General features: G+C 55.8%; 20 protein-coding genes and 1 pseudogene. 12 read left to right on the top strand and 9 right to left on the bottom strand.

All coding sequences use genetic code 11. From position 1 onward, the window contains the following. Nucleotides 1-146 precede the first annotated feature (146 nt). From ACZ5FM_RS19480 to ACZ5FM_RS19425, 12 genes are read left to right on the top strand one after another with little or no spacing between them, the layout of a single operon-like run. Nucleotides 147-881: a helix-turn-helix domain-containing protein gene (locus ACZ5FM_RS19480; protein ID WP_464040989.1), complete on the top strand. Its 735-nt coding sequence runs from the start codon at nt 147-149 to the stop codon at nt 879-881. After that, nucleotides 878-2464 (top strand): ABC transporter substrate-binding protein, encoded by a 1587-nt coding sequence (locus ACZ5FM_RS19475; RefSeq protein ID WP_464040988.1) that lies wholly within the window; start codon nt 878-880, stop codon nt 2462-2464. Before ACZ5FM_RS19480 ends, ACZ5FM_RS19475 begins: the two co-directional genes overlap by 4 nt. A gap of 60 nt (nt 2465-2524) precedes the next feature. Further along, a complete protein-coding gene (locus tag ACZ5FM_RS19470) occupies nt 2525-3550 on the top strand; it encodes an ABC transporter permease (RefSeq protein WP_464040987.1) in 1026 nt (341 codons plus the stop codon). Further along, the gene (locus tag ACZ5FM_RS19465) at nt 3547-4380 is read left to right on the top strand and encodes an ABC transporter permease (protein ID WP_250984533.1); all 834 of its coding nucleotides are present in this window, start codon (nt 3547-3549) and stop codon (nt 4378-4380) included. Before ACZ5FM_RS19470 ends, ACZ5FM_RS19465 begins: the two co-directional genes overlap by 4 nt. Beyond that, the gene (locus tag ACZ5FM_RS19460) at nt 4377-5267 is read left to right on the top strand and encodes an ABC transporter ATP-binding protein (protein WP_464040986.1); all 891 of its coding nucleotides are present in this window, start codon (nt 4377-4379) and stop codon (nt 5265-5267) included. The genes ACZ5FM_RS19465 and ACZ5FM_RS19460 overlap by 4 nt, the downstream gene beginning before the upstream one ends. Then, complete coding sequence (locus ACZ5FM_RS19455; RefSeq protein ID WP_464040985.1) at nt 5264-6076, top strand: ABC transporter ATP-binding protein; 813 nt, start codon at nt 5264-5266, stop codon at nt 6074-6076. The genes ACZ5FM_RS19460 and ACZ5FM_RS19455 overlap by 4 nt, the downstream gene beginning before the upstream one ends. Then, a complete protein-coding gene (locus tag ACZ5FM_RS19450; RefSeq protein WP_259148811.1) occupies nt 6069-6566 on the top strand; it encodes a GAF domain-containing protein in 498 nt (165 codons plus the stop codon). Before ACZ5FM_RS19455 ends, ACZ5FM_RS19450 begins: the two co-directional genes overlap by 8 nt. A gap of 1 nt (nt 6567) precedes the next feature. Further along, nucleotides 6568-8643, top strand: a complete 2076-nt coding sequence (locus ACZ5FM_RS19445) for a hydantoinase/oxoprolinase family protein (protein WP_464040984.1) — start codon at nt 6568-6570, stop codon at nt 8641-8643. An 11-nt stretch (nt 8644-8654) separates the two neighbouring features. After that, nucleotides 8655-10319, top strand: a complete 1665-nt coding sequence (locus tag ACZ5FM_RS19440; protein WP_464040983.1) for a hydantoinase B/oxoprolinase family protein — start codon at nt 8655-8657, stop codon at nt 10317-10319. 8 nt (nt 10320-10327) lie between these two features. After that, nucleotides 10328-11140, top strand: a complete 813-nt coding sequence (locus ACZ5FM_RS19435; RefSeq protein WP_464040982.1) for an aspartate/glutamate racemase family protein — start codon at nt 10328-10330, stop codon at nt 11138-11140. A gap of 12 nt (nt 11141-11152) precedes the next feature. Continuing rightward, a complete protein-coding gene (locus tag ACZ5FM_RS19430; protein ID WP_464040981.1) occupies nt 11153-12256 on the top strand; it encodes a M24 family metallopeptidase in 1104 nt (367 codons plus the stop codon). A gap of 33 nt (nt 12257-12289) precedes the next feature. After that, nucleotides 12290-13294: a zinc-binding dehydrogenase gene (locus ACZ5FM_RS19425; RefSeq protein WP_464040980.1), complete on the top strand. Its 1005-nt coding sequence runs from the start codon at nt 12290-12292 to the stop codon at nt 13292-13294. Between the two features lie 5 nt (nt 13295-13299). Here the strand turns inward: ACZ5FM_RS19425 and ACZ5FM_RS19420 are convergent, their stop codons facing one another. The 9 genes and pseudogenes from ACZ5FM_RS19420 to ACZ5FM_RS19380 form a co-directional block, all read right to left on the bottom strand. Continuing rightward, nucleotides 13300-14280, bottom strand: coding sequence for a 3'-5' exonuclease (locus ACZ5FM_RS19420; protein WP_464040979.1), 981 nt, complete (start codon nt 14278-14280; stop codon nt 13300-13302). A 71-nt stretch (nt 14281-14351) separates the two neighbouring features. Then, nucleotides 14352-17617: pseudogene (locus ACZ5FM_RS19415) on the bottom strand (error-prone DNA polymerase). Next, nucleotides 17614-19134 (bottom strand): Y-family DNA polymerase, encoded by a 1521-nt coding sequence (locus ACZ5FM_RS19410; RefSeq protein WP_312949677.1) that lies wholly within the window; start codon nt 19132-19134, stop codon nt 17614-17616. The pseudogene ACZ5FM_RS19415 and the gene ACZ5FM_RS19410 overlap by 4 nt, the downstream one beginning before the upstream one ends. Next, nucleotides 19046-19810 (bottom strand): ImuA family protein, encoded by a 765-nt coding sequence (locus ACZ5FM_RS19405; protein WP_312949679.1) that lies wholly within the window; start codon nt 19808-19810, stop codon nt 19046-19048. Before ACZ5FM_RS19405 ends, ACZ5FM_RS19410 begins: the two co-directional genes overlap by 89 nt. A 351-nt stretch (nt 19811-20161) precedes the next feature. Next, the gene (locus ACZ5FM_RS19400; protein WP_464040978.1) at nt 20162-21193 is read right to left on the bottom strand and encodes an L-idonate 5-dehydrogenase; all 1032 of its coding nucleotides are present in this window, start codon (nt 21191-21193) and stop codon (nt 20162-20164) included. A gap of 8 nt (nt 21194-21201) precedes the next feature. After that, nucleotides 21202-22149 (bottom strand): 2-hydroxyacid dehydrogenase, encoded by a 948-nt coding sequence (locus ACZ5FM_RS19395; protein ID WP_464040977.1) that lies wholly within the window; start codon nt 22147-22149, stop codon nt 21202-21204. A 139-nt stretch (nt 22150-22288) separates the two neighbouring features. Further along, nucleotides 22289-23059, bottom strand: coding sequence for an SDR family oxidoreductase (locus ACZ5FM_RS19390; protein ID WP_464040976.1), 771 nt, complete (start codon nt 23057-23059; stop codon nt 22289-22291). Nucleotides 23060-23199: 140 nt separating this feature from the next. Continuing rightward, nucleotides 23200-23874 (bottom strand): 4-carboxy-4-hydroxy-2-oxoadipate aldolase/oxaloacetate decarboxylase, encoded by a 675-nt coding sequence (locus ACZ5FM_RS19385; RefSeq protein WP_259148797.1) that lies wholly within the window; start codon nt 23872-23874, stop codon nt 23200-23202. A gap of 103 nt (nt 23875-23977) precedes the next feature. After that, nucleotides 23978-24814: an ABC transporter substrate-binding protein gene (locus ACZ5FM_RS19380; RefSeq protein WP_312949689.1), complete on the bottom strand. Its 837-nt coding sequence runs from the start codon at nt 24812-24814 to the stop codon at nt 23978-23980. Nucleotides 24815-24830 lie beyond the last annotated feature (16 nt).

Below are 24830 nucleotides of genomic sequence, written 5' to 3'. Positions count from 1 at the left end.
TAGCGTCGGGATCATCTGAGGCAGTGGCTTTTCATTACTCGATAAATCAATTTTAGATTGAAATTTTAGTATGACTAAAAAATGCTTGACAAAAACCCGCTCCAATCCTTTGATTGTAGTAATACTAAAAAAGAGTGGAACTAAAAATGAATCCTGTAAGCGGCCCTGCGCATAGCGCAGCCGACATTCAGCCTTTGGGAGAACGGTTGCGCCTTTGCCGTAAGGAGCAAGGCCTGACCCTGCAGGAAGTTGCTGATAAGGCAGGATTCTCGGTCGGTTTCATTTCCCAGATCGAACGCGGAATTACAGTTCCCTCCCTCACCTCACTGGTCGCTGTATGTCGCGTGCTGAAAGTCGACGCAGGTTCATTTTTCAACTCGCAGAAACCCAGCTCCTCGGTTACCCGGCGGGAAAGCCGTGAGGCCTACGGCCTTGGCGGCGAAGCTGGTCGTGCCGTCACCTATGAGCGCCTGTCGGCAGCCTTCACCGGCAATGTTTTGCGCAGCACCCTCATTCACGAGCCGCCGGGATATCGAAGCGAGCCGATGTCGCATGAGGGGGAAGAGATATTCTTCGTGCTGGAAGGTGCCCTCACCATCGAGATTGATGGCGAGCGCATGATTTTGGAAGCAGGCGATTCCGCCCACTTTCCGTCGACACGGGTCCATGCCACCTGGAACCACACCACGGGAACAACGACGGTTTTTCATACCTGCACCATGGATGTTTTTGGTGACGACCATACCAACACCAACGGCGACAGCCTTGTTGTGACGCGCGCGGCCAGCCGACGCAGCGCGCCCAAGCAGCCGGTCATTGGCTCCAAGACGCCTCCCATGAAGTCCAAAAAGCCCATAACAAAAAAAGGGAACAGGAAATGAAAAACAGTTTCAAGTTATTATCAGCAGCATTGATTGCTACCGCATCGCTCTACGGATACGCACAGGCAGAGACCGTTCTAAGGCTGGATGAATCGCCCGTTGGTGAGCTGGATCCGGCCAAGGCGTCCGACTACGCCGACTCCATCCTGATGTTCAATGTTTATGATGCTCTGGTCATCCCCAAACAGGGACAGCCTGGATACGATCCCTACCTGGCGACCGGCTGGGAAATTGACGGAACGGCGTATACGTTCAAACTGCGCGACGACATCAAATTCCAGAGCGGCAATCCGTTGACGGCAGACGATGTCGTGTTCTCGCTAGAGCGCATGAAGGCACTAGGTGCTGGCCTTTCCTACCTGTTCACCAAGGTTGAAAAGGTTGAGGCGATTGACGCAACCACCGTGAAATTTACGCTCGCAGAACAGGACGCCCCCTTCATCTCGGCACTGACCCGCCTGCCAATCGTCGACAAGAAACTTGTTCTCGAAAATCTGGGTGACGGCGAAGGCGACATGAAGGACTGGGGACAGGCTTACCTCTCCGGTCATGCAGCCGGCAGCGGCGCTTACAAGGTCGTTTCACACAATCCGCAGGAAGAAACCGTCATGGCTAAAAATGCCGGCTACTTCCTTGGCGTGCCGCCCAAAGCCCCAGACACAGTACGTCTTCGTTACGGACTGGAGGCGGCAACCGTCAGAACCCTGATTTCGCAGGGTCAGCATGAAATTTCCTCGCAGTGGTTGCCACCGGAAGTCCTGAAATCTCTAGCGACCAGCGGTGCTCAACTGCTAACCGAGCGCGGTACATCCGGCTTCTACGTCAAGATGAACACCACCAAGGCCCCATTCGACGACGTGGAATGCCGCCTCGCGGTATCCTACGCCTTTGATTACAACGCCGCCGTCAAAATCGTGGCCGTCAATGACACGATCTCGCAGGGCAGTGCTGCCACCGGTCCTATTCCGGTCGGCATGATGGGTGCCTTGCCTGCAGACCAGACACTGGCGCAGGATCTGGACAAGGCCAAAGAACATCTGGCCAAGTGCAAATACAAGCCAGAAGACATCAAGATGGATATCTCCTGGATTGGTGAGGTGCCGTTGGAAGAGCGTTTTGCATTGCTGATGCAGGCCAACTTCAGCCAACTGGGCATCAAGGCAAACGTCAAAAAAATGCCATGGGCGCTGTTTTCCGAACAGGTGACGAAAGCAGAAAACACACCTGAAATCAGCCAGGTCTTCGTCAACACAATGACCGGAGACCCTGATACGCTGCTTTACAGCATGTATCACTCAACTGCTGCCGGCACATGGATGTCGCCAGAACATCTGAAGGACCCGGAGGTTGACGCATTGCTCGACAAGGGCCGTGAAACAACCGACGAAGCAGAACGTGCGAAGATTTATCAGGAGCTTGGTCTCAAGCTGAAATCCATCGCCCCGTCCATTTATGGTCAGGATCAGATTTCGGTTTTTGCTGCCTCGCCCAAGGTGTCAGTTCCAGCACTTACCGATCCTGCCAAGGCGTTTCCTCTTGCTGCGTTTGGCTTCACATTCCGTCTGATGGAAATGAACGAGTAAAGATGATGTGCCGGGCGGTCCCCCGTCCGGCACTCCTTTAACTTTCTGAAAGAAAAACAGATGTTTCCTGTCCTGCATCTTCTCGCGAAGAAGCTGGGTACGTCGCTTATCGTCCTTTTTGGCGTGTCCCTGCTGATCTTTGCCATAGCCCGGATCATTCCCGGCGACCCGGCGCGCATTGCGCTCGGCCCTAATGCCACGGCTGAGGCCGTTGAGGCTCTGAGAGTAAGGCTGCACCTCGATGCATCCTTCATCGAGCAATATGGCTACTTCATCGGTAATCTTCTGCGCGGTGATCTCGGCATTTCACTTTATACCAACCGTCCCGTAACAGCCGACATCGCACAATTCCTGCCGGCCACGCTCGAACTTGTCATCGTGTCAGGTATCATGATGGTGCTGTTCGGTGTGCCACTTGGCGTTCTGTCCGCACGGTATCGTGGCACCGTCGTCGATCACCTTATACGCCTGATAACGCTGCTCGGTGTGTCTGCTCCCGGCTTCGTTTGGGCCGTCATCCTGATGTTGCTGTTTGCCTATTACCTGCCGATTTTCCCAATCGCAGGACGGATTGCAGACAGTTTCACCATTGTGCCTGTGACTGGCTTCTTGTTGCTCGACACGTTGCTGGCAGGTCGCCCGGACGCCTTTGTTGACGCCCTTTCGCACCTCATTCTTCCAGCCTTCGCGCTTGCCCTTTCCGGCATCGGACAGGCCGCCCGTCTGGTCCGTTCCAACATGGTGGAAACCTACGATAAGCCCTATATCGAAATGGCGCAGGCCTATGGTTTTCCGGAAAAGCGGATTTCACGCAAATATGCCTTCCGGCCATCGATGATCCCGTCTTTGACGATCATCGGTCTCGATTTTGCGGCCATGCTCGGCAATGCGTTCCTCATCGAAGCTGTTTACGCCTGGCCCGGCCTGTCACGTTACGGCGTCGCAGTGGTTTTGCGAAAGGACCTCAACGCCATTATCGGCACGGTTCTCATCATTTCCGCCATGTTCCTCATCGTCAATCTCGTCGTTGACTTGCTGGTCTCCGTCATCAATCCGAAAATTCGCCTTGCAAGGGGGAAAGCATGAGCAAAACCCTCTTTGTACTTGTGCGCAATCCGCTTTCCCTGATCGGTCTGATGCTTGTGGCTTTGGTGGTATTCTCGGCGGTTTTTGCCGACTTCATCGTGCCCTTCCCCGAACATCAGGGTGCTGTCGTCGATTTCCTGAATTTCAACAAGGCACCTGAATGGCCCTACATATTCGGCACTGATCTTGTCGGCCGTGATCTCTTTACCCGCATCATCTATGCGTACCGGGTATCGCTGATCCTCGGCATCGTGGTGCTGGCGATTGCAGTTCCGGTCGGCGTCGCCATCGGTCTTGCCGCCGGTTACCTCGGCGGCTGGACGGAATATGTGCTAATGCGCATCACCGACGTGTTCCTGTCTATCCCACCACTGGTTCTTGCCATGTCGATGATGGGCCTTCTGGAACCGACACTGACAAACGGCATGATCGCGGTCACTGCCATGTGGTGGCCTTGGTACACACGCCTTGTCTACAACCTTGCCCGATCCGAAAAAGAAGAAGGTTATGTGCTTGCCGCCGAAGTGATCGGCGCCTCGCGCCTGCACATCATGTTCCGGGAAATTCTACCGAACTGCGTCCCCTCGATCCTGACCAAGATGACGCTGGATTTCGGCTTCGTCATCCTCATCGCCTCCTCCCTCTCCTTCTTGGGGCTTGGCGTACAACCGCCAACACCGGACCTGGGCTCGATGGTCGCCGAAGGTGCAAAATATCTGCCTGATAGTTGGTGGCTCACCGTCTTCCCCGGCCTTGCCATTCTAATTGCGGTGTTCGGTTTCAACCTGATTGGCGATGCGCTGCGCGAAATTCTGGGAGTGGATCAATGAAAACCCCAACCCTGAAAATCGAAAACCTCAAGCTTGGTTTCAAGAGCTTTTCCGGGACCAACGCGGTGTTGCACGGCATATCGCTGCACATCGCCAAGGGCGAAAAGGTTGCGCTGGTCGGTGAATCCGGTTCCGGAAAATCCGTAACCGCCCGCATCGTGCTGGGACTTCTGCAAGAGCAAAAAAATGCCAAGATCACCGGCGGACTGGAATTTGAAGGTCGCAACCTCAACGCCATAACTGCGCGCCAGCGCAAGGAGTTACGCGGCACGGATATGTCGATGATCTTTCAAGATCCGACCTCGTCGCTAAACCCGGTCTACACCATCGAGGTGCAGTTTCACGAAGTTCTCAAACGCGCGCGGCCTGATGTCAAACGTGCCGAGGCCCGTGCACTTGCGCTTCAGGCACTGGCAGATGTGGCCATCAACGAACCTGAACGGGTTCTGGATTCCTACGCCTTTCAGCTGTCCGGTGGCATGAACCAGCGTGTGATGATTGCCATGGCGCTTGCCAACAATCCTGCCCTGCTTCTGGCTGACGAGCCGGGAACAGCACTTGATGTGACCGTACAGGCCCAGACGCTGAAACTGATGGGTAAGCTGGTGGAAAAACACCATACGTCGGTCTTGTTCATTTCCCACAATCTTGGTGTTGTGCGGGAATTTGCAGACCGGGTTTACGTCATCTACAAGGGTAACATCGTCGAGCAGGGCAAGACCGAAACCCTGTTTGATAATCCGCGCCATCCTTACACGCGCGCGCTCCTGTCTGCCGTTCCACGCATCACCGGCGGCGGTATTCCCGACATCGATGACGATCCCGCGCATTTCAGTGCGCCGCTCATCGCGCATGAAGGCTTTAGCGAGAAGGAGCTTCTGGCATGAGCGCGCTTCTATCCGTTCGCAACATCTCCAAAACCTTCAATGTCGCCGGCCGAGACGTCACGGCGCTGGAAAATATTTCCTTCGACGTCAATGCCGGAGAATGCCTGGCTGTGGTTGGTGAATCCGGCTCCGGCAAGAGCACGATCGCCAACATCATTTTAGGCATTTATGCGGCCACGTCAGGTGATGTTGCCTTCAAAGGCGAGACGCTTCCGGCAAAACGGACGCAGACACATCGGCAGAACATTCAGCTTGTGCAGCAAAATCCCCTCTCATCGCTCAATCCACGCCGCAGCATTGGCGCCTCGTTGCGGCTGGCTCTCGACGTTCACAATATCGGCGACAAGTCCGGACGGGACGAACGCACCGGTGAACTGCTGGAAGAAGTCGGATTGCCGGAAGATTTCCGCAAACGGTCTCCATCGGCCCTGTCCGGTGGCCAGCGCCAACGTGTCGCCATTGCGCGTGCGCTGGCCTGCCAGTCGGAACTGGTCGTTCTGGATGAACCGACATCCGCACTCGACGTGCTTGTACAGGCGCGCGTGCTGAAACTCTTGAAAGAGCTGAAGGACAAGCGTGGCTTGACCTACCTCTTTATTACCCACGATCTGTCCGTGGTGCGCAATATTGCAGACCGTGTCGCCGTTTTTGAAAAAGGCCGCATCGTCGAAATCGGCAGCACGGACGCCATCTTCACCAATCCCCAACATGCCTACACACGCCGGCTTATCGGCGCAGTTCCGGTCGTCAGCCGCGATGAAGCGGCCCTGCGCGATCGCCTAATGGAGCAGGAAAATGCAAATGACTGACTATAGCGATTTCAATGCCGCACTCGCTGAAGCTGGCGATCAGCCACACAAGGCCATGGTGGCGCTGGAAGCTCTGACAAAAAAGCTTGTCGGCGCAAAGCTCTTCACCATCATGACCGCAGACACCGTGGGTAAAAACTCCGAGCGCGTTTATTCCGGCCTGCCAGATGTCTATCCCGTTTCAGGTACCAAACCTTACAATGAAACCCGCTGGTCCGAAATTACCCTCAAGCAGAAGCAGACCTTCGTTGCCAACACGATCGAAGACATTGCCACAGTTTTCGATGACCACGAGATCATCAAATCGCTCGGCCTGGGCAGCGTCATCAACGTGCCGATCATCGTCGACGGCAATGTTATCGGCACCCTCAACTGCCTGCATGAAACCGGTTTTTACACGCCAGAGCGTGTGGCTGCGGCTGAAGCACTGAAATTGCCGGGCACCATTTGCATGCTTCTTCACACCCAGAACAAGGCTGGAGCACACTGATATGAGCGGAAAAACCATTCGCGTCGCAACTGATGTTGGTGGCACGTTCACCGATCTCGTTTGCTTCGAAACGGACCACGCAACCGGTGAAGCAACCATAACCACCGCAAAGTCAGACACCACGCCTCCCAACTTTGAGCAGGGTGTTCTCAATGTTCTGGACAAGGGCGGCATTGATCCTGCCAGCGTGGATTTTTTTGCCCACGGCACCACCGTTGTCATCAATGCGCTGACTGAGCGCAAGGGCGTCAAAGTTGGCCTGATCACCACAGAAGGTTTCCGTGACACGCTGGAAATTGCCCGCGGCAACCGCCCGGACTTTTTCAACCTGCATTATGAAAAGCCCGACGTTTTTGTGCCGCGTTATCTGCGTCGTGAACTGCCGGGACGTTTTACCTACAAAGGCGAGGAAGTAACGCCGGTTGATCTTTCCTCACTGCCGGAGATTTTGAAGATTTTCCGGGATGATGGCGTTGAAGCCATCGCCGTCTGCTTCCTGCATTCCTATGCCAACCCATTGCATGAACAGGCTGTTATTGCCGAGATCGCAAAGCTGTGGCCAGAGGTGGCGGTCGTCTCCTCACACCAGATCACCCGTGAATGGCGCGAATATGAGCGCAGCAACACCACTGTTATGTCGGCCTATGTGCAGCCAGCCGCCGAACGTTATCTCAAACGGTTGAACGATGGCCTGAAAACCAAGGGTTTTGATGGCAACCTGTTTATCATGCAGTCCAACTGCGGCGTAGATTCGCTGGATTCGGTTTCGAAAATCCCGATCACCATGGTTGAATCGGGCCCTGCCTCCGGTTTCTGGGGTGCCGCAGAACTGGGCAAGCTAATTGGTGAACCAAATGTGCTGGCACTTGATATCGGTGGCACGACGGCAAAATGCTCGCTGATCGAAGGCGGTCAGGTCCGCATCATGACCGATTACTGGATCGAGCGCGACCGCACCTCCGCCGGATATCCAATCATGGTACCGGTCGTCGACCTCGTGGAAATCGGCAACGGTGGCGGCTCGATTTCCTGGGTAGATGATTTCGGCAAGCTGCATGTCGGTCCGAAATCGGCAGGCGCGATGCCTGGACCTGCGGCCTATGGCCGTGGCGGCACGGAAGCGACAACAACGGATGCCAATCTTTGGCTGGGACGTATCAACCGTGATTATTTCTGCGGCGGTTCGGTCGAGGCCGATATGGCCGCGACTGAAAAGGCGCTGAATGCCGTTGGCGGCAAGCTTGGCGTATCTTCCGACGAGGTAGCACGTGGCATTATCCGTATTGCCAACAACAACATGGTCAACGCGCTGAAGCTGGTGTCGCTGAACCGTGGCTTCGACCCGCGTGACTTCACCCTGGTGGCGTTTGGCGGCGGCGGTGCCATGCATGCCGTGGCACTGGGCATGGAACTGGGCGTCAAAAAGGTTGTGATTCCGGCAGGTGCATCGGTTTTCTCTGCATGGGGCATGATGATGTCCGATCTGCGCCGCGATTATTTCGTGACCAAGCTGGCCGACCTGAAAGATGGTGCCGCGGCAATGATCGAAAACCTGTTCAGCGAAAGCGAAACGCTGGCCAAGGAGCAGTTTGCCGCCGAAGGCATCGACGCCCCCAAGGTCAAATTCCTGCGCTATGGCAAGTTCCGCTACCAGAACCAGGAACATACGACGGAAGTTCTGATCGATGGAGGCACGATCACGCAGGCACGCTTGCAAGAGATCGAAACCGACTTCCACGAAACCTATGAGCGTGAATACACCTATCGTCTCAAGGCACCGGTGGAGCTGGTCGGCATTCACCTCGTGGCCTTTGCCGAGGTTGGCAAACTGAAGATGCAGGAAAAGCCGCTTGGCGACAGCGACGCATCACCAGCTACCAAAAGCACCCGCAAAGTCGATTACGCTCTGGAAGGTGTTCACGACGCTACGATCTACGACGGCACGAAATTGCAGCCCGGCATGCAGTTGAAAGGCCCGGCCGTGATTGAAGATCCCGGCACCACCATCGTCATCCATCCCGACAATCGCGTCGAGGTCGATGGTTTCGGCAATATTCACATCCATCTTGGCGCCTGAAGGAGCTGGACATGGCAGAACAAATCCACGACCCCATCACGCTTGAAATCATTCAGAACTCATTGCAGGCCACGGCTGACGAAATGTTTGCCGCCATGCGCAAAACGGCGATGAGTTCCATCATCTACGAAGTTTTGGACATGGGCACGGGCATTACCGATGCCAAGGGCCATCTGGCTTCTTCCGGAGCAGGTATTCCGGGCTTCATCGGTGTTCTCGACAAGTCGGTAAAATTCGTTGTTCAGAAGTTCTCAGAGCCCGGCGATATTGAACCCGGTGACGTTTTCATCACCAACGACCCCTATTACGGCGGCGTGACCCACCTCAACGACCTGATCGTTGTCATGCCGGTGTTCTCCGAAGGGCGGATCATTGCCTGGACAGCGAACATTGCCCACAATTCCGACATTGGCGGCATGGCGCCGGGATCCTTGTCGTCGGAGGCAACGGAAATTTTCCAGGAAGGTTTGCGCCTGCCTGCCATCAAGATGATTTCCCGTGGCCAGCCCATCCGTCCGATTTTCGAGATCATCACCACCAACTCCCGCATGCCGGACTTTCTGGAAGGCGATCTCTGGGCGGCAATCGCCTCGGTTCGCATCGGCGCAAAACGGCTTGAAGAACTGGCTCTTAAATACGGCGTTTCGACCTTTGAAGCGGCCATGGTGCAGTTCATGAATTTCGGGGAACAGGTATCGCGTGCCGAACTGGCCAAACTGCCGCACGGCACCTACTCCCTTTCGGAAGAGCAGGATGACGGACGTTTCTTCAATGTTTCCATCACCGTCTCGGCCGATGAATTCATTGTAGATTTGCGCGATAATCCGGATCAGGACAATGGACCGTTCAACGCCGGACGCGATGACACGCTGGTCAGCATGCAGGTCATTTTCAAGGCGCTGACCGACCCTGCCTCACCGGCCAATGAAGGCTCCTTCCGTCCGCTGAAAGTGTTGACAAAAGAAGGCACCGTATTCCATGCCAAGGAACCGGCCGCCGTTGGCTTCTATTACGAAGTCGGCATTCGCGTTTACGATCTGGTCTGGCGCTGCCTTGCCCCACATATGCCGGGCAAGCTGCCATCCGGTCACTTCTCGTCAATCGCCGGAACCTTCATCGGCGGTATTCACCCGGATACCGGCCGGCAATACACCATCATTGAACCTCAGATTGGTGGCTGGGGTGCCAGCGAAGGCCGCGACGGCAACAGTGCCATCTTCTCAGGCGTGCATGGAGAGACCTATAATTGCCCGGCGGAAATCTCCGAAGCCCGCAATGGCCTGATCATCGACCGCATGGAGTTGAACACCGAACCGGGCGGCGAAGGCAAATGGTCAGGCGGCCACGGCATTCGCATCGATTACCGCATTCGACGCGATAACTCCTTCCTGACGCTTGGTTATACCCGTTCACGCATCATGCCGTGGTCGCTGGATGGCGGTAATGAAGGAACGGCAAACTATGCCCTCGTGATGCGCAAGGACGGAGCACAGGAACGCCACGCCTATGCATCCGGCATCCGTGTCGACAAGGATGACGTGATCCGCATCATTACCGGTACCGGTGGCGGCTTGGGCAACCCAAAAGAACGCGATCCGGCACTGGTTGCGCAGGATATTCGCAATGGCTTCATCACGCCTGAGCGGGCTGCCGATGTTCATGGTTACAAGGTCTGAGGTCGCGCATGACCAACAAACCTCTCAAGATCATGTATCTCAACCCGGTCGCCGCCAATCCTGAGGTCGATGCCATCTTTGCGGAGATGGCACGTGACCACAAGCTGCCGGGCACTGAGGTGCATGTCACCGCCTTGCCGAAAGACCAGTACGGTTTTTCGCATATCGAGTTTCGCACCTACGAGGCTCTGGTTACCAGAGGCATCATGAGGGCGGTCAGAGCCGCTGCACAGGAAGGTTTCGACGCGCTTGCCATCGGTTGTTTTTATGACACGGCCCTGCATGACGCCCGCGAAATATCCGGCGACATGATCATCACAGCACCATGTGTGGCTTCCTGCGAGATCGCTGCCAGCCTCGTCAATCGCTTCGGTATTATTGTTGGCCGCCGCAAATGGGTAAACCAGATGCACGCCAATGTCGTGGAATACGGCCATGGCGAACGCCTTGCCGGATTTTACGAGGTCGGGCTTGGTGTCGATGATTTCCAGAAAGACCATGACGAGACGGCACACCGCTTGAAACAGGCGGGTCGCAAAGCTGTGGAAGAAGGATATGCAGAAGCACTCATCCTCGGTTGCACCATGGAAATCGGTTTCTACAAAGAGCTTGAAGAAGAGCTCGGTGTACCGGTAATCGATCCGTCGATTGCAGCATTGAAACGGGCAGAATATGCCGCCCTTCTCAAACAGCAATGCGGTTGGGGACCGGGACGTACATGGTCCTGCGAACCACCATCAGAAACAGAAATGGCAAAATTTGATGCCTTTGGCGGTGACGTACCCGTCTTTGGCAGCCGCATCATTATTGCGGCAAATTGAGAGGAGACATCTATGGGCAACGAGACACAAAACCGGCTTTCCGCCTTGCGCGCGCAAATGAAAGCAACGGGCACGGGACTGCTGGCCGTTGGCCCCGGTTCACATATGGAATGGGTGCTGGGCTTTCACCCAATGCCAGATGAGCGGCCTTGCCTGCTGCTGGTTTCGCCAACCAAGGAAGCATTTTTGATGCCGGCCCTCAATGCGGACGGCACTCGCGAGCATACCGACATATCTTTCTTCAATTGGAGTGACGACCAGGGACCGGACAAGGCGCTGAAGGAAGCGCTTGAAGCCATCGGCGCCACTGCGCCTGGCGTGGTCGCCTTGGATGAAACCATGCGCGCCGATTTTGCTCTTTTGCTGCTGCATGCCTTGCCGGACAACACGAAAAGCGAGTTCACACCGGCGACCCTCGGCGGGTTGCGCATGCGCAAGGATGCCAGCGAATATGAAAAGCTGAAAATGAATGCCGACATCGCAGACCGCGCCATGCAAAAGGCCTTTGCCACGCTGCGTGCAGGCCTCAGCGAAAACGAAGTTGCCGCAGAAATCCGTGCACATTTTTCCTCGGAAGGTGCTGATCCAAAATTCTGGATTGTCGGTGCTGGCGGCAATGGTGCATTTCCCCATCACCACACCGGTGATCGGATCATCCAAAAGGGTGATGCTGTCGTAATCGACATTGGCGGTCGTAAGGATGGTTTCCCAAGCGATATTACCCGCATGGCGGTGGTTGGTGAGGCGCCGGAAGGTTATGCCGAAGTTCATGCCATTGTCGAAAAGGCAGTTCAGGCTGCTCTCAAAGCCGCCCGCCCCGGCGTGAAGGCGAAAGAGGTCGATGCCGCGGCACGTTCGGTCATCACCGAAGCCGGATATGGCCCTTATTTCGTGCACCGGACCGGTCACGGCATGGGTATTGATGGCCATGAGCCACCCTATATCACTGCCACCTCGGAAACGGTGCTCGAAGAAGGTATGGTTTTTTCCATCGAACCCGGCATCTACCTACCCGGCCGTTTCGGTATTCGTCTGGAAGACATCGTCATCCTGCGCGCCGATGGCCCGGAGATTTTCTCCTCGCTGCCACGTGATCTGCACACAACGAAGGCCTGATCCCGACATCGTTTTACAGGAAGGACAAAAGCCATGGCACGTGCCTGGGTCATCAACAGCTATTCCGGTTATCAGGGGCTTTCACTCGTGGATGTCCCCGTCGAACAGCCGGGACCTGGAGAGATCAGGCTAAGGATCGAGGCTTTTGCCCTGAACTGGGGCGACATGGATCTGATGTTGGACAATTACTCCTTCAGCTTCCATGACTTTCCCGCCAGGATCGGCATGGAAGCTGCGGGCATTGTGGAAGCGGTGGGAGATGGTGTCGAAGGGATCGCAATCGGCGATCGTTATTGCACCCTGCCCTACTTCTATTACCAGCGCGGCGCCAGCACCGAGACGTTGATCATTGATGCCAGCTACGTAACACCTGCACCAGATGGACTTTCGGCTGTGGAAAGCGCCTCCATCTGGATGCAGTATATGACGGCCTATTTTCCGCTGGCCGAAATCTCAAAGGTGGGAGCTGGCAATCACGTGCTGGCGACGGCAGCAACCAGTACAGCCGGAACTGCCTCGTTGGAAATTGGACGCATTCTAGGTGCGACTATGATCGGCACGACCCGCTTTGCGGCCAATCGCGACTACCTGCAAACGAAGGGTGCTGACCATGTTGTCGTTACCGATGGCAAAGGCCCATGCGTTGCTGAACAACTCTTGGAAATGACCGGTGGCAAGGGCATCGATGCCGCCTTCGATCCGGTGGGCGAAACCATGATTGCGCAATATAGTCCGGCATTGGCCCGAGACGCGCGGATCTATTTTTACGGCACGCTCGACACTAAGCCGCCTGTCTTACCAATGAAGGACTTATTCCAGAAAAATGCGACCTTCCAGCCTTATTCACTGTTCAACTACGTTGAAAATCCTGACATGTGCGCGCGTGGCACTGCATTTGTCTATCAGCATCTGAAAGACGGGCGCATCAAACCTTCCATCGACCGCGTGTACCCGATGGAAGAGTACATAAAAGCCTGGGATTATCTGCGCAAACCGCGCACCAACCACGGCAAGGTGGTTATAAAGACAGGTCTTTGACCGTCTCAGCCTGCCCGGAAACGGTCAAAAGCGGTCAGATGCCGAATGGGAGGATCGGCCTCCCAGCGATAAATTTCGTTCCGCAGGAAATGCAATTCCTCGTCGAATTTCTCTTCCGGCAATTCCACCCACCAGGATTTCGGGCGACCGTCAGAGCCATCCGACCACCGGTAACCGCGTGCCTTGAGATGGTCCTTCATGTCAAAGGGCGAGTTTTCGGCATAGATACGAACACGCGACAACTGGCTGGCGGCATGCAGTTCCGAAAACGGTGTGGTCACGGCGGGTGCGCGCTGCAAGGCAAGCACTTCAAGGAGGGCAAAACAGTCATCGACGGCACGGTGCCCATCGTGGAAGTAACCCGATTGCCCAATCAGATACCCCAGTTTACTACCTTCAAAACCCCGTGCCGACCAGTCGACTTCAGCAACCGAACAGCCCCAGGCCTTATGAACAAAAACCGGTGAAAAGGCCTCACAGAACGGCCGATCAAAACCGGCATTATGCGCGATGATCAGATCAGCCGGTTCAATCAGAGAATTCATACGATCCCGGTCAATCACCTGGCCGGCAACCATATCGTCGGTGATCCTTGTCAGCCGTGTAATCTCTGGCGGTATCGAAACGCTCGGCTGTTGAAGACCGCCATAAATATCCGTGACATCGCCGATCTGGCCGTCATCGTTAAAGGTGAAAGCCACCAGCCCGATCTCGATAATCTCATCGGAACGGTAATTCAGACCGGTTGTCTCCGTATCGAGAATAATGCCACGACGCGGGAATTCCGGGCGCGGATGTTTAACGATTGGTGGCGCCTGAAGCTTGCGCAAGATGCGATATTCGCCGGTGGATTCGAGATGACGGGCCATGGCTCCGCTATCGACTGGAACCTCTTCCTGCCGTCCCCGCGCACGCGGCGGAGACCTGCCAATGCTCACGCTTGCAGTTTTGCCGGACGATGCAAAGAAGTCGAGTTGTGAAGTCATGCTGTTCCAATCCGTATACCGCAACCTTGGGGCTAACAGAGTCGCCATTGCAGGGCAAGCAACGCCAGGTTCTATCGGAAGTCGCGCGTCTTGACCCGGAATTCACCCCGATGGCTGTGAGGCGTAAGGATGGTGCCCGATTTTGGCCGGCCTCTTGGATCCGGCGGCGGCATGCCATGATGGAACTCATCCCCGCGCCCATGCGGCAGGGGAAATGGCTCGCCGCGTTCTCCAACACTTGCTAAATCATGTGAAAGATCAATCAGTTCACGGGCAACGACATGAACCACCTCCCCCTCCCGCTGAATATAACCTTTGATGCCCAACATGCTGGCACCTAGGACGATACTGCGCTGTTTCTCAAACACCTTGGGCCAGACCACGACGTTTGCAACACCCGTTTCGTCTTCTATTGTAATGAACATCACACCCTTGGCCGAGCCGGGTCGCTGGCGCACCAATATGATCCCGGCAACCTCGACACGGTTTTTATCACGAGACGCCACCGCATCCGCGCAGGTCAGAATTCTTCGGCGTACAAGATCGCTGCGCAAAAAACTGACTGGATGGTTACGCAGGGTCAGCCCGACATGACTGTAGTCTTCAACAACCTCACCGCCCGCTGGCATTGATCGCAAAGCGACAGTCGGCTCATTCTGTTCCACCACGGATACCGCTTCCCGTCTTGCGGCAGCCACAAACAGTGGCAGCGGCTCATCGCGCAATGCCTTGATCGCCCAGAGTGCGTCACGGCGCGCAAGGCCCAAGGAGGGCCGGAAAGCATCCGCTTCTGCCAGTTCAACCAATGCGGAGGCAGGTATGGAACATCGCTGCCACAGATCATCGACAGAGAGGAAGGGCTGATCAGCGCGGTTGCTGATGAGCTCTCCGGCCTCGCTATTGGAAAGCCCTTTGACCATCCTCAAACCAAGCCGAACCGCTAAGCGCCCATCATTGCCACCACGTGGTTCAAGCGTGCAATCCCAGCGGCTGGCATTCACACAGACAGGACGGATTTCCACGCCATGGTTTTGGGCATCGCGAACGATCTGTGCCGGCGCATAAAACCCCATCGGTTGCGAATTGATCAGTGCCGCACAGAAGACATCCGGGTGCCAGCATTTCAGCCAGGATGAGGCATAGGCCAGCAATGCGAAACTTGCCGCATGACTTTCGGGGAAACCATAGGAACCAAAGCCCTCAAGCTGGCGGAATATTTTTCCCGCAAACTCTCTGTCATAACCATTCGCCACCATGCCATCGATCATTTTGATGCCGAAGTTGGATATGGTGCCGGTGTTTTTGAAGGTCGCCATTGCCCGGCGCAACTGGTCCGCTTCTCCAGGGGTAAAACCGGCACATTTAATGGCAAGTTGCATGGCCTGCTCCTGAAAAAGCGGAACGCCCAATGTCTTGCTGAGAACTTCTTCGAATTCAGGTCTCGGATAACTGATTTCTTCTTTGCCCTGTCTTCGTCTTAGATAGGGATGCACCATGTCACCCTGGATTGGCCCGGGTCTGACAATCGCCACCTGAATGACAAGGTCATAATATTCTCTAGGCTTTAACCTGGGCAGCATCGACATCTGCGCCCGGCTTTCGATCTGAAACGTGCCCAGCGTGTCAGCCTTGCAGATCATGTCATAGGTGGCTTCATCGCCCTGAGGGATACTCGCAAGATTTTCATCAATACCCTTATCTTCTCGTAGAAAGTCGAAGCAGCGGCGGAGGCACGACAACATGCCCAAAGCCAGGACATCGACCTTCATGAATTTCAGGATGTCGATATCGTCCTTATCCCACTCGATCACCTGCCGGTCAGCCATTGCCGCAGGCTCGATGGGCACCAGTTCATTCAACCGATCGCGGCTCAATACGAACCCACGCGGATGTTGCGACAAGTGGCGGGGAAAACCGATCAATTGACGAGCAAGATCCAGAGTGATCTTCAACCGCCTGTCATCCCAGTTGAGATTGATATCTCGGACGTGTTTTTCCTCTACTCCTTCCGACCAGCCCGACACCTGTGAGGACAAGGTTTTTGTCAGATCTTCGGTCAGGCCCATGGCCTTGCCAACATCACGCAACGCACCCTTGGCACGGTAGCGTATAACCGTTGCGCAAAGAGCCGCACGATCCCGACCATAGGTATCATATACCCACTGGATCACCTCTTCCCGGCGTTCATGTTCAAAATCGACATCAATATCCGGTGGTTCATTGCGATTTTCTGAGACGAACCGCTCAAACAGTAAGTTACTGTCGACAGGATTAATGGACGTGATTCCCAAGACATAACAGACCGCAGAATTGGCGGCCGACCCTCGTCCCTGGCACAAAATATCCTTGGAGCGGGCAAACCGAACGATTGCATTCACAGTCAGGAAATAAGCGGCATATTCGAGCTTATGAATGAGCCTAAGTTCATATTCAAGACTGGCTCGAACTTTGTCCGGAAGACCATCGGGATAACGCCTAGTTGCCCCCTCCCATGTGTGTTTTTCCAACAACTGCTGCGGTGTCAGATCCGGAAAAAGCTTTTCTTCCGGATACTGATACTGTTTGGAAAGCTCATCGAGATTGAACTGGCAGCGTTTGACGATTTCAAGCGTGCGGGTATGCGCCTCCTGGTAGCTTGGAAAAAGCCGTAGCATTTCTTCTGGCGGCTTCAGATAACGATCGGCGAAATGCTCCCGCCGGTGGCCAAGCTCATCAATCGTAACGTTATGCCGGATGGCCGTCACAACATCCTGAAGTATCCGTCGCTCGCGATGATGAAACAGGACGTCATTGGTGAGAACGGTTGGCACACGGCTCATTGCCGCCAGATTAGCAAGTTCATGCAACCGAAGTTGGTCATTTGGCCTGCGTCGCAGCGTCAGCGCCATATAGGCACGGTCGCCAAAACTCTCGCGCAGCCGACGAAGACTAAGAGCACAGACATCATCAGCAACATCAGGCACAAGAACAGCAATCAACCGTCGCCATAGGCAACGACATCAGCCCATTCCAGATGACACTTGCCCTTGCCGCCACGTTGTTTGCCAAGGCTGAGAAGACGGCACAACAGGCCATAGGCTGCCCTGTTGGTCGGATAGGCAAGGATCGACATGCCGTCAGCAAGATCAAGCCGGCACCCGACGACCAGTCGAAGACCGGTGTCCTTGGCAGCCTGATGCGCACGCACGATGCCGGCCAGCGAATTACGGTCCGTTATCGCCAACGCCTCAATGCCCAGTTCTTTCGCCTCCGCAAACAATTCCTCGCAAGACGATGCCCCCCGCAGGAAGGAAAAATTGCTAGTCACCTGAAGTTCGGCATATCGCAGGTTACTCATGCGAATATCCCATGCAGAAACCAGTCATGTGAGCCGCTATCGGCATCCTCACCATTGCCCGCCCGGAAAATCCAGAACCGCTCACCGGCATCATCTTCAACCCGAAAATAATCTCTGACAGCAATCATTTCCGCATCGCGTTTCCACCACTCCCCAAAAATCCGTTCAGGACCATCGGCACGTCGCACACGCCGCCGCATTCCCCGCCAGACAAAGGAGACGGGCGGGTGATCGGGTAGCAGCGCCATCGTATCAATCGGTTCGGGATGCTGTAAAAGCCGTGGCGGGCGGGGCCAACTTCCCTTCCAGCCCGCAGTCGGCTGTGACGAGAACGGTGAAACCCGCATGACCGAACGCTCCGGCACATCACTTTCGACCGAGGCATAACGATAGATCCGTTGTGCACCGACACGGTTGGCCAGAATGTCGACCAGATCAGACATGTCAGGCTCGGCCTCCTCCACCAGCGAGGATATGGCCTGGCGATGCTCAAGCGGTTCGGCAGCCGAAGCGACCAGCGTCATGAGCTCGATACCGAAACCAGGATCAACCGTTTCGATCTTGTCGCAAAGCAATCGGGTAAGGCGCTTCACATCGCGAACCGGCTGGGCCAGGCCAACACGAACTGCCTGTATGCTGTTGTCAACGCGAGTAAAAAGCAGGTCGATACGGCGCGCGCCAACTCCCTTGGTTTCCATATCCGCGCATAAGGCTATCACCAGCTTTTCCGTATAGCGGGCAATGGTTTCTGCCGCAGCGATCGGCTCTGCAAACACGCACCGCGCTTGCGGCAGGTCCGGCGAACGGATTGGATCTATGGGCTCGGCCGAACGACCAAGGGCTTCATCGATACGCCTGCCAATTTCCGGTCCAAAGCGCTGGGTGAGCGGTGCCCGTGGCTGGTCAATGAGATCACCGATCCGCTCAAAACCAAGCGTCTGCAGGCCTGCCACGGTCTGTGGTTCCAGACGAAGGGCTGCAAGCGGCAGACGACGAAGCAATGGCAAGCTTTCCCCCGGCGGCACAACAAGGGTTGTTCTGGTCGTGAAGCGCGCAAAAGCATGCGCCGCCCCTCTTGTGTCAGCAATGGCCGCACGCGCCTCTAGTCCGGCAGCTGCGAACCGCTGGACCATCGACGTCAGCATCACAGCTTCGCCACCATGCAGATGGTCTGCACCGGTCGTATCGATAATCAGCCCATCCGGCGGATCAACCATAACAACAGGAGAAAATCGCAGCGCCCATAAGGCCAGTCGCTCAAGCGCATCACCATCTCCCCGACTATCCGCATCCACAACGACCAGTCCCGGTACCAGCGCCTGCGCTTTGGCCAAAGCCATGCCGACAGACAGTCCGAGCTTGCTGGCATTGGCGTCGAGAGCCGCAACAGAACGACGTCGGCCATCACGGCCAGCAAGCACCAGTGGTTTATCGATTGGCGGCGTAGCGGTGCCCGAAAGCCGTCTCAGACGGTCTGTTGGCCAACGGGGCAGGTACAGCGATACAACCCTGACCATCACAACTCTCCACTTCGAGATCGAAACACTCCCCTGCCCGTGCCCGGATCAGTTCGAGCAACCAGCGCTCGCGGCCGATACCGGCGACCGGCAATGGCGAAGACGGCACTGCCGAAACACGCCAGCGCGTGATCGCAGCCGTCGGCTGGCCAAAATCCTCCGCCTCGCTCTGGCGGCGCCAGCGGCGAATGGCGATACCAATCGCACCCGACTGTTCTGCGGCCAGTTGCAACCGGCGTGATGCGACCATGGAAAGCCGGGTGACCTCGGCAATCGCGGCCCCGATCCCGCCGTAACGAAGCCCTTCCTCGAAACAGGCAAGTAGCATCTTCTCATCCCCGGCTTCGACATGGATGACCCGACCGGGATCAAGACCCACCTGGGCAAGGGCCGGCGCGAACAGATCGGCGCGGGTCACACACCACAGCACCTTGCCGCGTGTGCGCGCCGCAATACCGGCAGCAAACACCGCAGCCGCGGCTCCATCCACCGCACCATTGCCGTGACCGGCCACTTCATGCAGCGCACCCAGTGCCAGTCCGCCTCCCGGCAATCTGTCATCAATCTCCGGAACCCCGAACGGCAGGACCTGCCGTTTGCGCATGGTTGTGCCTTCGAAACGCTCAATATGCTCCCGAAGCCCGGACAGCATGGAATTGGCGATTATTCCCGACATGGCGCGAATGCGATCCTCTCAATGATTTTGCAGGGGCAAAGTTTATTTGTTCTCTTTTTGTTCCTATTGCTGTCATGAGTCAATCGGGGGCAATGAACCTCCTGTGGTCAAAATAATGATGCCGTGATGGTCCAGACCGGATTCATGCAATTGGATCAAATGGATGATGCGGTACAGTTTGTCAGGATTTTTTTCTTAGAAATCGCAGCCGTCACGTCGGCAACGCCGGAAAAACAAAACGCACGATTTATCGACCGTCGATCAGCATTTCCCCGTGACCATTGAGGCACGGGGAAGCTCGTGTTGCACAAGGTCATGCCATCTGACTGACCGTGTTTCTTCTTTGGCGGATCAAAACGCCAATTGGACTTTCATTGACTTTGTTCTGTCTGCTGCTGTTTCGAATGCGGTGACGGCTTCGTTGAGCGGGAAGGTTCCGGTCAGAAGTGGTTTGAGATCAACACGGCCCTTGTTGATGAAGTCGACGGCAAGCCCGAACTCCTCATGGAACCGGAACGTGCCCTTCATCTCGATTTCCTTGGCAACAACCATGTTCTGCGGAATGGAGACATCACCACCAAGTCCGAGCTGCACAACGGTCGAGCGCGGACGAAGAACCTCAAGACCCGAGCGCACCGCACTCTGGTTGCCCGATGCTTCGAACTGAACGTCAAAATATCCCTTGTTGGCGGAATAGGCAGAGAGTTGATCGGCATTGTCGGCAACATTGATCACCCGATCAGCACCAACATCCAGCGCCTTTTTTAGCACCGCATCCATCACATCGGTTGCCACAATCTCACGCGCCCCATGTGCCCGTGCTGCAATGATCGCCAGTGCTCCAATGGGTCCACAGCCGGTCACCAGAACCCGCTTGTCAGTTAGAGCTCCAGCCCGTGCCACCGCGTGCAGTGTGACAGCAAAGGGTTCGGCCATCGCCGCTTCATGGATCGATACACCCTCTTCCACCCTGTGGCACTGCCAGGCCTGCGCCACCAGCCTCTGGCGAAACGCGCCCTGGATATGCGGCATCGGCATGGCACTGCCATAAAACCGCATGTTGAGGCAGTGGTTCTGCTGGCCCTTCAGGCAATATTCGCAGTCATTGCATGGACGGCTTGGCGAGACCGCAACACGGTCGCCCACGGAAAGTCCCGAGACACCATCACCCAGCGCCTTGATCGTACCAGCTACTTCATGGCCGAGGATCATTGGTTCGCGGATGCGCACGGTGCCAAAACCACCGTGATTGTAGTAATGCAGGTCAGAGCCGCAAATGCCGCCCGCTTCAATAGCAACCTCTACCTGACCTGGACCAACAGGTTCGACGTCTCTCTCCTCGATACGCAGATCCTTGGCGGCATGTATGACGACGGCTTTCATGATTTCTCTCACAGAACAGGAGTTAACAGGGCAGACCCGGCAAAATGCGCGGCGAGATTATCCCGCACCAGCTTGCCCATGGCCTTGCGGGTCTCAATGGTTCCAGACGCATGGTGCGGCTGAACCAGCACATTGTCGAGTTGCAGGAAACGCGGATTGAGCTTTGGCTCACCCTCAAACACATCAAGCGCTGCTGAACCGAGCGTCCTGTTCTCCAGTGCTTCCAGCAGTGCCTCCTCATCGATGTTCGAGGCCCGTGAGATGTTGATCAGCATGCCCTCAGGTCCAAGTGCGGCAATCACATCCTTTGAGACAATATGGCGGGTGACAGCAGAGGCTGCCAGCGTGACGAACAGGAAGTCGGCATGCCGGGCCAGTTCCACCGGATCGGCAATATAAGTTAAACCTTCCGCATAGGATTTTGCCTCGACATCGCTATAGGCGATGTCCATATCAAAGCCACGCAGGCGCTTTGCGACTTCAAAGCCGATACGGCCAAGTCCCAGCACACCGGCCTTGCGGCCCCAGACGCGGCGCTTCAGCGGATAAAGGCCCTTTTCCGCCCAGCTTCCGTCCTTGACCCAGGTCTCTGCGCCGATGATGCCACGTGACTGCACCAGCATCATTGCCACACCAAGGTCGGCCACATCATTGGTCAACACGTCAGGCGTGTTGGTGACGCGAATGCCGCGGGCCCGGCAGGCTGCCAGATCAACCGCATCAAAACCGACACCATAGACGGAGATGACTTCCAGCTTCGGCAGCTTGCCGATCAACTCGGCAGACGCCCCCAGTTCGCCACGGGTGGCAATCGCACTGATCTTGTCGCCATGCTGGTTCAGGAATGCATCGCGGTCGGCGGCTTCAAACAGCTTGTGCACCGTGTAATGTGCATCGAGTTCAACCTGATCCCATTCCGGGTATGGACCCGTCATCAGAATATCGGGTTTGCTCATGGTTTCCTCCAAAAGATAAACACCGCTCACGCGGTTATGGTCAGTGGGCATGATCAGTAGTCATGGCCGATGGGCACGCATCCGCCATCACCGCCATCATGGGATGTCAAAAAGGCTCTTTGGCTCACGGAGCCAAAACTCAAAGGCTGGTGGTGATCCCGCCATCGACATAAAGCGTATGGCCATTCACGAACGACGATGCCTTGCCCGACAGGAACACAGCCGCACCGACCAGTTCATCGACATTGCCCCAACGGCCAGCCGGTGTGCGCTTCTCAAGCCAGGACGAGAACTCCTCGCTATCGACCAGTGCCTGATTGAGCGGTGTCTTGAAGTATCCAGGTGCAATCGCATTGATCTGCAGGCCATGTTTGGCCCAATCGGTGCACATGCCGCGTGTCAGGTTCTTCACAGCCCCCTTGGTGGCCGTGTAGGGCGCGATCCCCGGACGGGCCAGTTCACTCTGCACCGAGGCGATGTTGATGATCTTGCCTTTGCCACGGCCGATCATGTGACGGGCCACCGCCTGACCGACATAAAACACGCTGGAGATATTGGTCTTCAGCAACTGTTCCCACCGGTCAGCTGGAAAATCCTCCAGCGGTGAGCGGAACTGCATGCCGGCATTGTTGATCAGGATATCGATCGGTCCGATATCCCGCTCAATGGCTTCGACACCACGCTTGACCGCGTCACCATCTGTCACGTCAAAATCCGCCGTATCGACAGCAACGCCCGTTTCAGCCTTCAGCGCTGCGGCCGCTTCGCCAAGCCGCACCTTGTCACGGCCATTCAGCACAACAGATGCGCCATGTTCGATAAGACCTTGTGCCAAAGCAAGTCCAATCCCCTGCGACGAACCCGTCACCAAGGCACGCAAACCGGACAAATCAAATAGTCGAGACGTCATCAGACCTTGTTCCTTAAAAGGAGGTGTCATTTCATTTAAGGGAAGAACGGTATCGGACACCCTGCACACCGTTCCTCTTTTCTCATTGGGATCACTGGCGATGGTGCGAAACAGCAGATCTGTCTCGCAACACCACATGATCAGATATCGACAACCAGACCCTTGGCCTTCAACACGGCCTCGAGATTGCTGACTTCGACAACCGATTTGCCCTGCTTGTAGGCTTCAATGTAACCAGCTTCGGCATCTTCACGGATTTGCGACAGACGCGCCGATTCCTGGGCGTCTTCACGGCGCACGACAACCAGACCATCGGCATCACCAACGATAATATCGCCGGGATTGATGATTTCGCCGCCAACGATGATGCTGTCATTCACCGCTGCAATCGTTTCCTTCACAGTGCCCTTGATGCAGACACTGAGAGAGAATACCGGGAAACCAAGGTCGCGCAGTTGCAGTGTGTCGCGCACACCGGTGTCCGTTACCAGACCGCCGATACCCTTTGCCAGGCAGGCATTGGCCAGCACGTCACCGAAAGAACCGGCTTCTTCATATTCACCAGCCGAAACAACAATGATGTCACCGGGCTTGGCATAGTTGATGGCCAGCTGCAGCATGATGTTGTCGCGCGGGGCGCATTTCACCGTGAAGGCAGGGCCGCACAGCTTCATCTTGTAATCGACAGGCTTCAAACGGGAGGAAAGTGCACCTTTACGACCCTGTGCCTCATGGATGGTTGCAGGCGAGAACTTCGAAAGCGCTTCGATGTCTTCTTTGCTTGGCCGTTCTGCGATATCTTTAATGTGGATCATAAAAACCTCCCACGGTAAGGCATGCGGCGGGAACGTCCCGCCGCTCGCATTGATGTTGATGTGTGTGTTTCAATGGATGCTGAGGGGCCTTAGCCCGGCAGGATCAAGGAATCGGGTCGAACTTCAGTTCGGAAAGTGGAACCACCTTGTCGGTACGGGTCATCTTGTATTCGGTATTCGGGCCAAGCCACTTGTCCCAAATCTTGTTGATCTCGCCGTCTGCATCGAGCTTCTTCAGCACTTCGTTGATCTTGGCGGTCAGAGCCGGATTGTCCTTGGCCATGCCAATACCGATCGGTTGATAGAGCATTGGCTCCTCAATCATGCGCATTGGCTTGCCCTTGGTCTTGGATTCGTTGACAAACTTCGTCGTTGTCATGGTGTTGGCAACCATGCCACGGGCTTTACCCTGCTGAACGGCGAGATAGGCAGACGCAGTGTCCTGGAAGGTCAAAGGATCGGACTTGTTGAGCTTGATCGACATTTCAGAGGTCGAGCCCTTGGTGGAGGCAACGCGCTGACCTTCATAGTCGGCTTTCTTCTGACCGGCATCATCAACCGGCACGATCAGCATTTCCTTGGCAAGGTAATAGGGATCGCTGAACTGGATCTGCTCTGCGCGGCTCTGTGTATAGGCAAGGTTGGCAACCGTGATATCAACGCGGCCGAGCTTGACCTCTGGTACGCGGGCTTCAACCGACACCGGCTTGACCTCAGCCTTTACGCCGAGTTCCTTGGCAATGGCATTGCAAAGATCAACGTCGAAACCAGCCATTTCGCGGGTCTTTGGATCGGGAGCAGCAAAAGGAACAACGTCTGCGAAGGTCGCGCAACGCAGAACCTTGTTGGACATGATCGTATCCAGCTGATCCGCAGCGGCAGGCGTCGCAAGGGCTGTACCAGCGAGAATGGCGGTGAGTGTAAGGCATTTCCAGTTCATTGCAGTTCTCCTCTTA

The organism is Agrobacterium sp. 5Ca50, assembly GCF_055381905.1.
Note: the sequence above shows the minus strand (reverse complement) of the source record. Positions and strands in the feature narration are given on the sequence as shown.